Source organism: Sphingopyxis sp. MC1 (assembly GCF_000371385.1).
GTDB lineage: Bacteria > Pseudomonadota > Alphaproteobacteria > Sphingomonadales > Sphingomonadaceae > Sphingopyxis > Sphingopyxis terrae.
Genome location: NZ_AOUN01000006.1, coordinates 165,912 through 180,288, shown reverse-complemented (window position 1 = coordinate 180,288; position 14,377 = coordinate 165,912). Strand labels below are relative to the sequence as shown.

The 14,377-nt window shown below is 64.2% G+C and carries 12 protein-coding genes and 1 tRNA gene; 7 read left to right on the top strand and 6 right to left on the bottom strand.

All coding sequences use genetic code 11. The annotated features are described in order from the left end of the window. The first annotated feature begins 69 nt into the window (after nucleotides 1-69). Entirely contained in the window at nucleotides 70-1,473 is a 1,404-nt protein-coding gene (locus tag EBMC1_RS09975; RefSeq protein WP_003044516.1) for an NAD(P)H-dependent flavin oxidoreductase, read from the top strand. 75 nt (nucleotides 1,474-1,548) lie between these two features. On the opposite strand, the gene EBMC1_RS09970 is transcribed toward EBMC1_RS09975, so the two are convergent. Beyond that, entirely contained in the window at nucleotides 1,549-2,547 is a 999-nt protein-coding gene (locus tag EBMC1_RS09970; protein WP_003044514.1) for a 2-hydroxyacid dehydrogenase, read from the bottom strand. A 136-nt stretch (nucleotides 2,548-2,683) separates the two neighbouring features. Here EBMC1_RS09970 and EBMC1_RS09965 point away from each other — a divergent pair, with 136 nt between their 5' ends. Continuing rightward, nucleotides 2,684-3,142 carry an SH3 domain-containing protein gene (locus tag EBMC1_RS09965; RefSeq protein ID WP_003044512.1) on the top strand — a complete coding sequence of 153 codons (459 nt, stop codon included), beginning with the start codon at nucleotides 2,684-2,686 and terminating at the stop codon, nucleotides 3,140-3,142. A gap of 84 nt (nucleotides 3,143-3,226) precedes the next feature. Here the strand turns inward: EBMC1_RS09965 and EBMC1_RS09960 are convergent, their stop codons facing one another. Continuing rightward, a complete protein-coding gene (locus EBMC1_RS09960; protein WP_003044510.1) occupies nucleotides 3,227-3,691 on the bottom strand; it encodes an RcnB family protein in 465 nt (154 codons plus the stop codon). 278 nt (nucleotides 3,692-3,969) lie between these two features. After that, entirely contained in the window at nucleotides 3,970-5,157 is a 1,188-nt protein-coding gene (locus EBMC1_RS09955; protein WP_003044507.1) for a thiolase family protein, read from the bottom strand. A gap of 166 nt (nucleotides 5,158-5,323) precedes the next feature. Here EBMC1_RS09955 and EBMC1_RS09950 point away from each other — a divergent pair, with 166 nt between their 5' ends. From EBMC1_RS09950 to EBMC1_RS09930, 5 genes are all read left to right on the top strand, one after another. Next, complete coding sequence (locus tag EBMC1_RS09950; RefSeq protein ID WP_003044505.1) at nucleotides 5,324-6,778, top strand: coniferyl aldehyde dehydrogenase; 1,455 nt, start codon at nucleotides 5,324-5,326, stop codon at nucleotides 6,776-6,778. A 66-nt stretch (nucleotides 6,779-6,844) separates the two neighbouring features. Then, nucleotides 6,845-6,929 (top strand) — tRNA-Leu (locus EBMC1_RS09945). A 95-nt stretch (nucleotides 6,930-7,024) separates the two neighbouring features. Further along, complete coding sequence (gene ku, locus EBMC1_RS09940) at nucleotides 7,025-7,885, top strand: non-homologous end joining protein Ku (protein ID WP_003044503.1); 861 nt, start codon at nucleotides 7,025-7,027, stop codon at nucleotides 7,883-7,885. A 156-nt stretch (nucleotides 7,886-8,041) separates the two neighbouring features. Next, the gene (gene ligD / locus EBMC1_RS09935; protein WP_003044501.1) at nucleotides 8,042-10,549 is read left to right on the top strand and encodes a DNA ligase D; all 2,508 of its coding nucleotides are present in this window, start codon (nucleotides 8,042-8,044) and stop codon (nucleotides 10,547-10,549) included. A 297-nt stretch (nucleotides 10,550-10,846) separates the two neighbouring features. Beyond that, the gene (locus EBMC1_RS09930) at nucleotides 10,847-11,467 is read left to right on the top strand and encodes a PilZ domain-containing protein (protein WP_003044499.1); all 621 of its coding nucleotides are present in this window, start codon (nucleotides 10,847-10,849) and stop codon (nucleotides 11,465-11,467) included. Nucleotides 11,468-11,472: 5 nt separating this feature from the next. Here EBMC1_RS09930 and EBMC1_RS09925 read toward each other — a convergent pair whose 3' ends face one another. From EBMC1_RS09925 to EBMC1_RS09915, 3 genes are all read right to left on the bottom strand, one after another. After that, the gene (locus EBMC1_RS09925) at nucleotides 11,473-12,132 is read right to left on the bottom strand and encodes an FABP family protein (RefSeq protein WP_003044497.1); all 660 of its coding nucleotides are present in this window, start codon (nucleotides 12,130-12,132) and stop codon (nucleotides 11,473-11,475) included. Nucleotides 12,133-12,155: 23 nt separating this feature from the next. Further along, the gene (gene aguB / locus EBMC1_RS09920; protein WP_040590111.1) at nucleotides 12,156-13,007 is read right to left on the bottom strand and encodes an N-carbamoylputrescine amidase; all 852 of its coding nucleotides are present in this window, start codon (nucleotides 13,005-13,007) and stop codon (nucleotides 12,156-12,158) included. Between the two features lie 378 nt (nucleotides 13,008-13,385). Beyond that, complete coding sequence (locus EBMC1_RS09915) at nucleotides 13,386-14,369, bottom strand: agmatine deiminase family protein (protein WP_003044494.1); 984 nt, start codon at nucleotides 14,367-14,369, stop codon at nucleotides 13,386-13,388. Nucleotides 14,370-14,377 lie beyond the last annotated feature (8 nt).

Here is a 14,377-nt window from a genome sequence, read left to right as displayed (position 1 = left end):
CCGCTTACGGAAGAGGCAAATGGGGGCTGGCGCGCGGCTGCGCAGCCGGCGGAGAGAAAGAGGTTTATAGTGTTCAAAGGTTTGAAGCCCATCCTTTACGGCGGACGCGAAGTCTGGCCGCTGGTCGAGGGCGGGAAGGGCGTGTCGGCGACCAACCATATGTCGAGCGGCGCCTGGGCCGCGGCCGGCGGGATCGGCACCGTTTCGGCGGTCAACGCCGACAGCTACGACGCCGAAGGCAAGATCGTACCGCAGGTCTATCGCGCTGCGACGCGCCGCGAACGGCACGAGGAACTGGTCCGCTACGCCATCGACGGCGCGGTCGAACAGGTGAAGCGCGCCTATGACCTCGCCAGCGGAAAGGGCGCGATCAACATCAACGTCCTGTGGGAAATGGGCGGAGCGCAGCAGGTATTGGAAGGCGTGCTCGAACGCACCAAGGGGCTGATCACCGGCGTCACCTGCGGCGCGGGGATGCCGTACAAGCTCAGCGAAATCGCCGCGCGGCACAATGTCCATTATCTGCCGATCATCTCGTCGGCGCGCGCGTTTCGCGCGCTCTGGAAGCGCGCCTATCACAAGGTCGCGCATCTGATGGCGGCGGTCGTCTATGAAGATCCGTGGCTCGCCGGCGGGCACAACGGCCTGTCGAACGCCGAAGATCCGCTGAAGCCCGAAGATCCCTATCCGCGCGTCAAGGCGCTGCGCGACACGATGCGCGCCGAGGGGATTTCGGACGAAGTGCCGATCGTGATGGCGGGCGGCGTCTGGTATCTGCGCGACTGGAACGACTGGATCGACAATCCCGAATTGGGCTCGATCGCCTTTCAATATGGCACGCGGCCGCTGCTGACGCAGGAAAGCCCGATCCCGCAGGAGTGGAAGGACCGGCTGCGCACGCTCGACGAGGGCGATGTGTTGCTCCACCGCTTCTCGCCCACAGGCTTTTATTCGAGCGCGGTGCGCAATCCTTTCCTGCGCGATCTCGAAGCGCGGTCGGAGCGGCAGATTCCCTATTCGAAGCAGGAAGCGGGCGACCATGTCGCGCAGCTCGACGTCGGCGTGAAGGGGCGCAATTTCTGGGTGACCCCGCACGACCGCGACCGCGCGCGCGACTGGGTGGCCGAAGGCTATACCACCGCGCTCAAGACGCCCGACAATACGGTCGTCTTCGTCACCGAAGAGGATAGGACGGTGATCCGCAAGGATCAGGCCGATTGCATGGGCTGCCTGTCGCACTGCGGCTTTTCGGCGTGGAAGGACCATGACGATTATTCGACCGGCTATCTTGCCGATCCGCGCAGCTTCTGCATCCAGAAAACGCTGCAGGACATCGCGCACGGCGGCGACGTCGAACAGAATCTGATGTTCGCGGGCCACGCCGCGTTCAACTTCAAGACCGATCCCTTTTATTCCAACAACTTCACCCCGACGGTGAAGGAACTGGTCGACCGGATTCTGACGGGGGATTGATAGATCCTGTCATTGCGAGGAGCGCAGCGACGAAGCAATCCAGAGCGGTATGGCGAACCGTTATCGTAGCTCAGGCTAAGCCCACCCCTCCAGCACCTGATCGGGCGGCCGGTGCCCGTCGCACCAGGCACGGATATTGGCGATGACCTTTTCGCCCGACGCCTCGCGGCCCTCGATCGTCGCCGAGCCGAGGTGGGGTAGCAGCACGACATTGTCGAGCGCGAGCAGGTCCGGATCGACCGCAGGTTCGTGCGTATAGACGTCGAGCCCCGCGCCCGCGATGCGGCCGGTCTTGAGCGCCGCAATCAGCGCCTTTTCGTCGACGATCTCGCCGCGCGCGGTGTTGATCAGATAGGCGGTCGGCTTCATCGCACCGATACGCGCCGCGCTGACCATCTCATGGGTTTCGGCGGTGTGCGGACAGTGGATCGTGACCACGTCGCTGATCCGCAGCAGCGTGTCGACGCTCGCATGATAGCTCGCGCCCAGTTCCTCTTCGATCGTTTCGGGCAGGCGGCGGCGGTTGTGATAGTGGATCGACAGGCCGAAGGCGCGGGCGCGCCGCGCGACGGCGAGGCCGATGCGACCCATGCCGACGATGCCGAGCAATTTGCCGCCGACGCGGTGGCCCAGCATCGCGCTCGGCGCCCAGCCCTGCCATTTGCCCGAGCGCATCAGCTTTTCGCCCTCGGCCAGCCGGCGCGGGACCGACAGGATCAGCGCCATGGTCATGTCGGCGGTGTCCTCGGTAAAGACGCCGGGGGTGTTGGCGACCATGATGCCCTTCGCGCGCGCCGCGGCGAGGTCGATATGATCGACCCCGGCCCCGAAATTGGCGATCAGCTTGAGCCGGTCGCCCGCGGCGCCGATGATCTCGGCGTCGATCTCGTCGGTCACGGTCGGCACCAGCACGTCGCAGTCGGCGACTGCGGCCTTGAGCTCGTCCTTGGTAAAGGCGTGATCGTGCGCCGACAGGGCGACATCGAACAATTCGGCCATGCGCGCCTCGACCGCCGGCATCAACTGGCGGGTGACGATGACGCGCGGGCGTTTGGGGCGGGATGAATCGGGCATGGCGCCGATAGAGCGCGGCGGCGCGTGGGGGTCAAGAGGGCCAAGCGTGCGCCGACGCGAAAGCCGCTGTGGACGAACGGGGCGAAGGCTGCGGCGAACGGTTGAAAAGCGCCCCCGATTTTGACAAGGCAGGCGAATGACCAGCCGCACGATATTCGCCCTCCTGACGCTGGCCGTGGCGACCGGACCCGCCGCGGCGCAAAGCGACCCCGAACTGCCCTATTGGGCGTCGATCAGCGTCGACGAGGCGCGGATGCGCAAGGGGCCGTCGCCCGATGTGCCCGTCGTGTGGGAATATCGGCGCAAGGATCTGCCCGTCAAAGTGGTCGCGCGCCACGATATCTGGCGCAAGATCGAGGATCCCGACGGGACGCAGGGGTGGATGGCGGCGCGGCTGCTCAGCCGCACGCGCACCGCGATCGTCACCGGCGGCATCCGTCCGATGCGCGAAAAGCCCGACGCCGCCGCGGCGATCGCCTTTCGCGCCGAGGCCGGTGTGGTCGGCCGCATCACCGACTGCAAGGACGGCTGGTGCCTGTTCAACGTGAAGGGCCGCAAGGGCTGGATCGAAACCGACCATATCTGGGGCGATTGATCGCCCGCAACGCATGACCCCGCAACGCATGACAAAAGGGGCCGGCAGTCGCCCGCCGGCCCCTTCTCTCGTCACCGTTGGCGTTTAGCGCCAGCGGAAGTGGTTATAATAGACGCGAACCACCTTGCCCGTGCGCACATTGACCAGCAACAGGTCGTTATAGTGGCGGACATAGGCCAGGTTGCGGCCCGCCTTCGGGACGCCCCAGCGCGCATCATAGTTCAGGCGATAGGTCGGGGCGTAATAGGTCGAACGCAGCGAATTGCCGACCGCGAAGCGGTGATAGCTGAACGGCGCACGCCAGTTCTGGTAGCGATTGTCGCGGCGCCAGTCGCGCTTGTCCTCGCGATATTCGCGCTTCGCGTCGCGCACGTCGCGGTGAGCATCGCGCACATCATGGCGATCGCCATAGCGCTTCGCATGGTTGAGGTCGCGCTGTTCCTGGCGAATATCCTGCCGATCGCGGGCGAGCTCGCGGGTCTGGGCCTGCGCCATGGCGGGTACCATCATCGCGGCGATCAGGCCGGCGGTGAGAATTTTGCTCTTCATAATGCCATTCCTTGTCTTGCCGTCAGGGGGAGGGGATCTGCCCGATGACAGGAAAAGGATTAGGCGAGTCGATTTGAACGGAGCCGGAATGCCGCGTTTATTTTGAGGACATTAGTGTCGCAAAGTGTCGCGCGGGTTGAAAATGGCCGCGGCGCGATCGTCGCCATGCTTCGTTATTGCGAACGGCGGAGCCGCGCGGCAATCCAGAGCCGGCATAAACCGCTCTGGATTGCTTCACCCGGCTTTCGCCGGGTTCGCAATGACAGCATCGAGCTGGCTTAAACCAGCTCGACCGCGACCGCGGTGGCTTCGCCGCCGCCGATGCACAGGCTTGCGATGCCGCGCTTCTTGCCGTGGCGCTGAAGCGCGGCGATCAGCGTGGTGATGATGCGCGTGCCGCTGGCGCCGATCGGATGGCCGAGCGCGGTCGCGCCGCCGTGGACGTTGATCTTGTCGTGCGAAATGCCAAGGTCGTGCATCGCGAACATCGCGACGCAGGCGAAGGCTTCGTTGACTTCGAACAGGTCGACGTCGCCGATCGACCAGCCGGCCTTCGCCAGCACCTTGTTGATCGCGCCGACGGGAGCGACCGTGAAATCCTTGGGTTCCTGCGCGTGCGCGGCATGCGCGACGAGCTTGGCGACCGGCTTCTTGCCCTTCGCTTCGGCGACCGACTGGCGCGTCAGTACGACCGCGGCAGCGCCGTCGGAGATCGACGAGCTGGTCGCTGCGGTGATCGTGCCGTCCTTGGCGAAGGCAGGACGCAGCGTCGGGATCTTGTCGGGGTTGCCCTTGCCGGGCTGTTCGTCGGTGTCGACGACAACCTCGCCCTTGCGGGTGGTCAGCGTGACGGGCGTGATTTCGGCGGCGAAGGCGCCGTCGGTGATCGCCGCCTGGGCGCGCTTCAGCGATTCGATCGAATAATCGTCCTGCGCCTGGCGGCTGAGCTGATAGGCGTCGGCGGTGTCCTGCGCGAAAGTGCCCATGGCGCGGCCGGCGTCATACGCGTCCTCCAGCCCGTCGAGGAACATATGGTCATAGGCGGTGTCATGGCCGATGCGCGCGCCCGAACGATGCTTCTTGAGCAGATAGGGGGCGTTCGTCATCGACTCCATGCCGCCTGCAACGACGAGATCGATGCTGCCTGCGGCGAGCGCCTCGGCACCCATGATGACGGTCTGCATGCCCGAACCGCACACCTTGTTGACGGTCGTCGCCTGCACCGACTTGGGCAGGCCCGCCTTGATCGCCGCCTGACGTGCCGGCGCCTGGCCGAGCCCGGCGGGCAGCACGCAGCCCATATAGATGCGTTCGACATCGTCGCCGGCAACGCCCGCGCGCTCGACCGCCGCCTTCACCGCGGTCGCGCCGAGATCGGTCGCGCTCGCGTCCGACAACACGCCCTGCATGCCGCCCATCGGGGTGCGGGCATAGGAGAGGAAAACGACGGGATCGGTGGCGGTCATGGCAAAAGACTCCGTAGGGGAAAGGTCATCGGTGGCCCGATTAGCGCCTTTGCTGCACTTGCGAAAGGGGGTGGGGTAGGGGGATCGCCCTAAACGATGCGCGTTTCAACTTGAAACCCGCTGCAGAGCGTGGTCAAACAGGCGCAATCATATGGGGAGACGGGTCATGGCCACCGCCATCAAGGAAGATATCGCCAGCGAAACCGCGCGGATGCAGCGCGTGCTCGAAACGCAGCGCGCCAGCTTTACCGCCGCGATGCCCGAAAGCCTGTCGGTCCGCACCGACCGCATCGACCGCGCGATCGCGCTGCTGGTCGATCATGCCGAGGATTTCGCCAAGGCGGTGAGCGAGGATTTCGGCCATCGCAGCCGCGAACAGACGTTGATGACCGACATCATGCCCTCGGTCAGCGCCCTCAAGCATGCCAAGAAGCATATGGCGGCTTGGTCGCGCGGCGAAAAGCGCAAGCCCACCTTTCCGCTCGGCCTGCTCGGCGCGAAAGCCGAAGTCGTCTATCAGCCGAAGGGCGTCGTCGGTGTGGTCGCTCCGTGGAATTTCCCGGTCGGCATGGTCTTCGTGCCGATGGCGGGGATATTGGCGGCGGGCAACCGCGCGATGATCAAGCCGAGCGAGTTTACCGAGAATGTCTCCGACCTAATGGCGCGCCTTGTCCCCGACTATTTTGACGAGAGCGAAATGGCGGTATTCACGGGCGGGGCCGATGTCGGCGTCGCTTTCTCGAAGCTGGCGTTCGACCATCTGATCTTCACCGGGGCGACGAGCGTCGGCAAGCATATCATGCGTGCTGCGGCGGATAATCTGGTTCCCGTGACGCTCGAGCTGGGTGGCAAGTCGCCGACCTTCATCGGGCGCAGCGCGAACAAGGACCTCGTCGGCCAGCGCGTCGCGCTCGGCAAGATGATGAACGCGGGGCAGATCTGCCTGGCGCCCGACTATCTGCTCGTCGCCGAGGATCAGGAGGGCGAGGTGATCGACAGCGTGAGCAAGGGCGTTGCGTCGCTCTATCCCACGCTGCTCAAGAATGACGACTATACCTCGGTCGTCAACGGCCGCAATTTCGACCGCCTGCAGGGCTATCTGGCCGATGCGCGCGAAAAGGGCGCCGAGGTGATCGAGGTCAATCCGGCGAACGAGGATTTCGCGAGCGCCAACGGCCACAAGATGCCGCTTCATATCGTGCGCGGCGCGACGGACGATATGAAGGTGATGCAGGAGGAAATTTTCGGCCCGATCCTGCCGGTCAAGACCTACAAGACGATCGACGAGGCGATCGATTATGTGAATGCGCGCGACCGTCCGCTCGGCCTTTATTATTTCGGGCAGGACAAGAGCGAGGAGGACCGCGTGCTGACGCGGACGATTTCGGGCGGCGTTACGGTCAACGACGTGCTGTTTCATAATGCGATGGAAGACCTGCCCTTCGGCGGGGTCGGACCGTCGGGAATGGGCAATTATCACGGGCTGGACGGCTTCCGCACCTTCAGTCACGCGCGCGCCGTCTATCGCCAGCCCAAGCTCGACGTCGCCGGGCTCGCCGGCTTCAAGCCGCCCTATGGCAAGGCGACCGCCAAGACGCTGGCGAAGGAATTGAAGAAATAGCTTGGCAAGCGGCGGCGCTTCGCCCTAGGGGGAGCGCCGCGCTTTCGGGCGATGCGCCCGTGGCAGGCCCCTGTGGTGAAATTGGTAGACGCGCTCGACTCAAAATCGAGTTCCGCAAGGAGTGCTGGTTCGAGTCCGGCCAGGGGCACCATAACCGATCATCGACCTTCAGACGCGTAACGGCCCCGGCGGAACCCGCATGGCGGGCCGCGCATTGCATTCGCATTCCGCTATGGAGGTTTGCAGATGGTGCAACGCGCCTATTGGAAGGGACAGATCCGCCTCGCTTTGGTGTCGATCCCGGTCGAAATCTATCCGGCGACCAAATCGGGGGCGAGCGTCAGCTTTCGCCAGATCCACGAACCGAGCGGCAAACCGGTCAAATATGAAAAGGTCGTGCCCGGCATCGGCGCCATCGATACCGACGACATCGTCAAGGGCTATGAGGTGTCGAAGGGCAACTATGTCCTGCTCGACGAAGAAGAGATCGAGGCGGTCAAGCTGGAGAGCAAGCGGACGCTCGAGCTGGTCCAATTCGTCGACGCGAGCGACATCGACATCCTCTATTATGAAAAGCCCTATTATGTCGTCCCCGCCGACGATCTGGCCGAGGAAGCCTATATCGTGCTGCGCGAAGCGCTGCGACGGACGAAAAAGGTAGGACTAGGGCAGCTTGCGCTGCGCGGTCAGGAACAACTCGTCGGGCTGCGCCCTTGCGGCAAGGGGCTGGTGCTCGAAGTGCTGCGCTATGCCGAGGAAGTGAACAAGGCGGCCAGCTATTTCCGCGACGTGCCCGCGAGCAAGCCCGACGCCGACCTGCTCGATCTCGCCGAAACGCTGATCGACAAGAAGAGCGGCAAGTTCGACGCCGCCGACTATCACAATCACTATGTCGATGCGCTGAAGCGCGTCATCGCCAAGAAAGCGAAAGCCAAGGGCAAGCGCGTGCTCGAGGATGTCGGGGAGCCCGCCGATGTGCGCGAAGGATCGAATGTCATTGATCTGATGGCAGCGCTCAAGGCGTCGGTCGACGGCAAGAAAACGGCCGCCGCTGCGACGAAGAAGAAGGCGCTCGCCAAAAAGGCGCCGACGAAAAAGCGGGCATAGTCTCGTGAACGCCGGATTGCCCTCGGCTATTGTGTGCCCCCGCGAAGGCAGGGGTCCATCATCCGGCCTCGTGCCATTTTCCTACGGTTCGGCTCGCATCGCCCGCTTCGGTGATGGGCCCCTGCCTTCGCAGGGGCGCAGACAAGGTGGAACGCGATGACCCGTGCCGACCCTCTCGCCCAATATAACAAGAAGCGCGATTTCAAGCTGACCCCCGAACCCGCGGGCAAGGTTGCGAAGGGGGGCGGCAATCGCTTCATCGTCCAGAAACACGACGCGACGCGCCTCCATTACGACTTCCGGCTCGAAGTCGATGGCGTGCTCAAGAGCTGGGCGGTCACCAAGGGGCCGAGCGCGAACCCCGACGACAAGCGGCTCGCGGTGCGCACCGAAGATCATCCGATGGCCTACGCCGATTTCGAGGGGGTGATCCCCAAGGGCGAATATGGCGGCGGTTCGGTGATGCTGTGGGATCGCGGCACCTGGGCGCCGGTCGCGGGGAAGAGCGCGAAGGATCTGGAAAAGGGCCATCTTCACTTCACCCTCGACGGCGAGCGGATGAAGGGCGAATGGCTGCTCGTCCGCATGAAGCCCCGCGCCAGCGAAAAGCGCGAAAACTGGCTGCTCCGCAAGATCGACGATGCCTATGCGGGGGGCAGCGACGACTTGACCGGCCGCTACCTCACCAGCGTCCTCACCGATCGCGCGATGGCCGAGATCGCGGGCGACGAAGGCGGCGAGCAATCGCTGAAGGGCGCAAAGGGCGAAGCGTTCGCGAAGAAGATGGCGGCCGCGGCGGCGCATAACCGCAAGGTCGCCAAAAGCTCGAAGCGCGGCACCAAGCCGCCGAAGTTCCGCAAACTCCAGCTGGCGACGCTCGTCGACAGCGTGCCGGCCGGCAACAACTGGTTCTACGAGATCAAGTTCGACGGTTATCGCGCGCTCGTCGCCGCGGCGGGGGATCAGGTCGTCGTCTACACGCGCAGCGGGCTCGACTGGACCGACAAGTTCGCCCCGCTCGCCCGCCATATCGCCGCGCTCGACCTGCCGCCGTGTCTGATCGACGGTGAGATCGTCGCCTATGGCAAGGACGGCAACCCCGACTTCTCGGCGCTCCAGGCAGTTCTCAAGCGAGGCCATGGCGCGCAGGACGAGGCGACCGATCTGCACCTCTTCGCCTTCGACCTGCTCGAAGAGAACGGAAAATCGCTGACCGCACTCGGCAATCTAGAACGCAAGGAACGCCTCGAGGCGCTGTTCCGCTATGCAGCGCCGCCGATTGCGGTCGCCGATCATGTCATCGGCGCGGGCGAAACGCTCTATGAGGCGATGTGCGGCGCGGGGCAGGAGGGCATCATCGCCAAGCGCGCCGATGCGCCCTATGCCGGCCGCCGGTCGAAAAACTGGGTGAAGGTCAAATGCACCCGCCGCCAGGAATTCATCATCGTCGGCTGGAAGGAGAGTTCGGCGAAGGCGCGTCCCTTCGCCTCGCTGCTTCTCGCGCAGCGCGAAAAGGGCGAGCTTGTCTACAAGGGCAATGTCGGCACCGGCTTCGATGCCGATACGATGGCGATGCTCGCGGCGAAGTTCGCGGGCCGCGCGCGCAAGACGGCGCCGGTCGATGTCGACAAGGCGGCGGCGCGCAAGGTCCATTGGGTAAGGCCCGACCTTGTCGCCGAGATCGCTTTCGCCGAATATACCGCCAGCGGCTCGGTCCGCCACGCAAGCTTCGTCGGGCTGCGCGCCGACAAGGAGGCGAAGGACGTGAAACCCGAAACCAAGGCCAAGGCTCCCAGCCCGGTCAGCGACGTGAAGATCAGCAGCCGCGACCGCGTCATCTTCCCGGAAGCAAAGGCGACGAAGGGCGACCTCGCCGACTATTATGCCGCGGTGGCGCCGGTCATGCTCCCCCACCTCGCGCGCCGCCCGGCCAGCCTGGTCCGCTGTCCGCAGGGGCGCGCGAAGCAATGCTTCTTCCAGAAGCATGATTCAGGCTCTTTCGGCCCGCACGTCCACCACGTTCCGATCGAAGAGAAGGACGGCGGCGTTGAGGATTATCTCTATGTCGAGGATGCGGACGGCATCCTCGCCTGCGTCCAGATGGGGACGATCGAATTTCACGGCTGGGGCAGCCACGTCGATACGCTCGAACAGCCGGACCGCATGGTCTTCGACCTCGACCCCGACGAAGGGCTCGACTTCGCCGACGTCAAAAAGGCCGCGGCGGATTTGAAGCGCCAACTCGCCGACATCGGCCTCGTCAGCTTCGCGATGCTCTCGGGCGGCAAGGGCGTCCATGTCGTCGTGCCGCTCGATCCGGGGCACAGCTGGGACGCGCACAAGGATTTTGCGAAGCGCTTTGCCGAGGCGATGAGCCTTGCCGAACCCGATCGTTTCGTCGCGACGATGAGCAAGGCAAAGCGCAAGGGAAAGATCTTCATCGACTGGCTGCGCAACCAGCGCGGCAGCACCGCAATCATGCCCTATTCGGCGCGCGCGCGGGCGGGGGCGCCGGTGGCGGTTCCCATCGACTGGGACGGGCTGGCCGCCATCGACAGCGCGCGCCACTGGACGATCGCAGACGCCCGCGCCTTGCTCGATCGCGCCGCGAGCCCGACGCTGAAGGGATGGGGATTTGCGCGGCAGGCGCTGCCCGCGATCTGACCCCGCATCGGCGCTGCGATCCTCCCGCTTTCGAGGCCCGAAAAATACGATGCTTAGCCATTTAATGTTGCAATTCTGGCACCGTTAAAATGGGGAAAATGTGCAAATTATTCATAATCGGGTTGCATGCTTATCGGGTGGTTCGGTCAACTTGTTGAAAGCAGGTTAACCTTACTCGGGACATGATTGAATATTTTACAGAATTCGGATATTCTTGCCCGACCAGGCGTGAATATTCTCCATTAGTTCGATGCCATTTCCTTCCATCGGGATGGCATTGTGGATCAGGAGGATGGAATGATCGAACCCCGCTTTTCGGGCACGGCGCACGAACCCAGGGCCGCGACCGATGGCGATCGTCGTGGGGGGGACCGTTACCGGACGGTCTGGCGGATCGCAAAAGTCGTGCGCGACAATGATGTCGGGCTATGGCGCGTGCGCAATATTTCGGACCGCGGCATGCAGCTTGCGGCCGACGTTCCCGTTTATGTCGACGAAAATCTGGACATCTATCTGTCCGACAGTGTCGTGCTGAAGGGCAAGATCGTATGGGCCGACGGTGGCCGCTGCGGCGTGGCCTTTCACGAAGAGATCGACGGCGCCGGCGTGCTCAAACAGCTTGCTGCCGAACAGCGCGCTTATGGCTATCGCGCCCCCCGCATCCCGCTCCACTCGCGCGCCAAGGCGCAGGTCGATGGGGTCGAAAGCATCATCGAGCTTGTCGACATGTCGCAAAGCGGCGCGGGCTTCGTCCATGGCGGACATCTCGAGGTCGGGCGCCATCTGCACCTGACGCTGGCCGACGGGCTGGAGCGCAAGGCGATCGTGCGCTGGGCGCGCGGCGGCCGCGGGGGATTGTGGTTTACCGAACCGCTGAACCGCGTCGATCTGGAAAGCATTCGCCGTTTCGAGGGCTGAGCCGTTCAGGCGATCGCCTTTGCCTTACCATCGCGGACGATCTTTGCCCAAGGGTTGAGATCAGCTTCGGCGACCTTGACCAGCCGGTTGTGGTCGCGGTGGCGGAAAGGCGCGTCGCGGCCATGCACCATCAGCATCGTGTCGGAGACATAGCTCCACGATCCGTCGGCATGGAATTCGACGTCGAGCTGATAGCTGTCGGTGCGGAACGCCGCTTCCAGAAACGCGGTCGAACAGATGCCATATTCGGTCTGGCCACGCTCGGCGCGCACCGACAGCTTGCGTGCATCGGGCGCCGCGTGTCCCGCCGCAATCGCTATCTGGCCGCGCGGAATCGCCAGCGTTTGCAGGATCAGCCCGGTCGCCGGTTCGTAGAGCCAGTAACCGACCTGGTCATGGAAGGTGATATCCTCTTCGGGCGTGTTGATGTGCAGATGGTAGCGCAGGCCATAGAATAGCTGCGGCCCGTTCGCCTGCGGGTCGATCGGCTGCATTTCGACCCGCTCGTAATAGTTGCGGGTTTCGGGGCCGTCGGCCTTCGGATTGACATCGATGCCGCGCTTTCCTTCCCAGATGCCGGCGAAATGGCGCAGTGGGCCGAGATTGGCGAGCGTGTCGGGGTCGACATTCTCGGGCTCGGTGAAGATGTCGTTCGGCACGTCCATGTGTTATCCCCCAATCCGCGCGGTCAGATGTCCTCGGCCAGTCGTCCGTAAAGCTGGGGCCGGCGGTCACGGAAAAAACCCATCCCCGCGCGATGCTTCGCCGCGCGGTCGAGATCGATCGTTTCGACCAGCACCCCCGTTTCGGCGGCGCCGAACGCCTGCGTCAGATCGCCCCATTCGTCGGTGATGAAGCTGTGGCCGTAGAAATTCGCGTCACCTTCTGCGCCGATGCGGTTGGCGGCGATCACCGGCATGCAGTTCGACACCGCATGACCCTGCATCGCGCGGCGCCACATGCGGCTGGTGTCGAGGTCGGCGTCATAGGGCTCGCTGCCGATCGCGGTCGGATAAAAGAGCAGTTCGGCACCCATCAGCGCCATCGCGCGCGCGCATTCGGGATACCATTGGTCCCAGCACACCCCGACGCCGATCCGCGTTCCGAAGACGTCCCAGACCTTGAAGCCCGTGTTGCCGGGGCGGAAATAATATTTCTCTTCATAGCCCGGCCCGTCGGGGATGTGGCTTTTGCGATAGATACCCATGATCGCGCCATCGGGGCCGATCATCGCGAGCGTATTGTAGTAATGCGGCCCGTCCTTCTCGAAGAAGCTGGTCGGGATCGCAACTTTGAGCTTCGCGGCGAGCGCCTGCATCGCCTTGACGCTGGGATGGTCGGCGGTCGGGTGGGCGCTAGCGAACAGCGCCTCTTCTTCGACCTGGCAGAAATAGGGGCCTTCAAACAGCTCGGGCGGCAGGATGACCTGCGCGCCCTTGGCCGCCGCTTCCTCGACGAGCGCCGTGACCGCGTCGATATTGGGTTGCACGGGGCCGGGAAGGGGGAGCTGGAGCGCAGCGACGGTGATGGTACGGGTCATGAGGCGGATATAAGCAAGCCGGCGCATCTTGCCACCGCAAAAGCGGACGAGCGGTGGGCGTTGTTATGGCAGGGGGCGTCCGCAAGCGACCGATTGCGGACTTATTTTCCTTCGTCATCCCGGACTTGANCCGGGATCCATTCACGCAGCGTCGGAATAATGGATCCCGGATCAAGTCCGGGATGACGAAGGTATGAAAGTCTCGCGTTGATATTGTGTGCCCCGGCGAAGGCCGGGGTCCAGGGCTTCACAGCACCAACACCGACATTTTAACGCTCTGGACCTCGGCCTTCGCCGGGGTGACGAGAGTGATTAGACAACGTCCGCATCCCAACCCAAAACCGGCGCTTGCACCACCATCTGTGCCTACGCGTCGCCTCAGGCCGGCACCTGCTGGCTCGAGCAATGGAAGCTGCCGCCGCCGGCTATGATTCCGCGCGCTGGAACGCCGACGGAGCGGCGATCGGGGAACAGCGCCGCGAGCGCCTCGACCGCCGCAGCATCGTTGGCGACGCCATAGGTCGGGACGACAACAACCGTGTTGCCGATGTAGAAGTTCATATAGCTCGCCGCGACGATCTCGCCGTCCATCTCGATCCGGCCGGGCGAGGGGAGGTCAACGATCTCGATGCCGCCGAACGCCGCGGCGCGCACGCGGGCATCCTCGTAAATATCGGCGTTGGGGTCGTCGCTGCCCGCCGCCACGGGCAAGGCCAGCCGCCCTTCGCCCACGAAGCGCGCCAGATTGTCGACATGGCCGTCGGTATGGTCGCCGACCAGCCCCTTGCCGAGCCACAGCAGGCGGTCGATGCCGAGCGACTGGTGCAGTCGCACCTCGATATCCGCGCGCGTCAGCGACGGGTTGCGGTTGATGTTGAGCAGGCATTCCTCGGTCGTGACACAAAGTCCGGTGCCGTCGACGTCGATCCCCCCACCTTCGAGCACCCAATCCTGCTCATCGACGGGCAGGCCGCTTTCGGTCGCCAGCGCCGCGCCGACTTCCTGATCGCCCGGCATGACGAATTTCTCGCCCCACCAGTTGAAACGAAAGTTGCGCGCGCGCCTTTTTGGGCCCGTTCCCACAATAATCGGCCCCGTGTCGCGCAGCCAGATGTCGCCGAGCGGCTGAACCAGGATGCGGACCCTGGGGTCGACGAGAGCCGCAGCAATCTGCGCCTGTCGCTCGTCATTGACGACCAGCCGCACTTCCTCGCCGCGGCCGCCGTCGTGGACAACGTTGGCAAAAGCAGCGACATCGGCACGCGCCGCATCGATTTGCCCCGCCCACTCGTCATCGAGGTGCGGAAAGCCGATCCACACTGCGGCGTGCGGCGCCCATTCGGCGGGCATGGGGAGCGTCATGGGCGCCG

Coding starts and splice junctions, on each gene's coding strand:
- EBMC1_RS09955 (WP_003044507.1), bottom strand. CDS start 5,157: ATGACCGCCACCGATCCCGTCGTTTTCCTCTCCTATGCCCGCACCCCG.
- EBMC1_RS09915 (WP_003044494.1), bottom strand. CDS start 14,369: ATGACGCTCCCCATGCCCGCCGAATGGGCGCCGCACGCCGCAGTGTGG.
- ligD (WP_003044501.1), top strand. CDS start 8,042: ATGACCCGTGCCGACCCTCTCGCCCAATATAACAAGAAGCGCGATTTC.
- ku (WP_003044503.1), top strand. CDS start 7,025: ATGGTGCAACGCGCCTATTGGAAGGGACAGATCCGCCTCGCTTTGGTG.
- EBMC1_RS09960 (WP_003044510.1), bottom strand. CDS start 3,691: ATGAAGAGCAAAATTCTCACCGCCGGCCTGATCGCCGCGATGATGGTA.
- EBMC1_RS09950 (WP_003044505.1), top strand. CDS start 5,324: ATGGCCACCGCCATCAAGGAAGATATCGCCAGCGAAACCGCGCGGATG.
- EBMC1_RS09970 (WP_003044514.1), bottom strand. CDS start 2,547: ATGCCCGATTCATCCCGCCCCAAACGCCCGCGCGTCATCGTCACCCGC.
- EBMC1_RS09925 (WP_003044497.1), bottom strand. CDS start 12,132: ATGGACGTGCCGAACGACATCTTCACCGAGCCCGAGAATGTCGACCCC.
- EBMC1_RS09930 (WP_003044499.1), top strand. CDS start 10,847: ATGATCGAACCCCGCTTTTCGGGCACGGCGCACGAACCCAGGGCCGCG.
- EBMC1_RS09965 (WP_003044512.1), top strand. CDS start 2,684: ATGACCAGCCGCACGATATTCGCCCTCCTGACGCTGGCCGTGGCGACC.
- aguB (WP_040590111.1), bottom strand. CDS start 13,007: ATGACCCGTACCATCACCGTCGCTGCGCTCCAGCTCCCCCTTCCCGGC.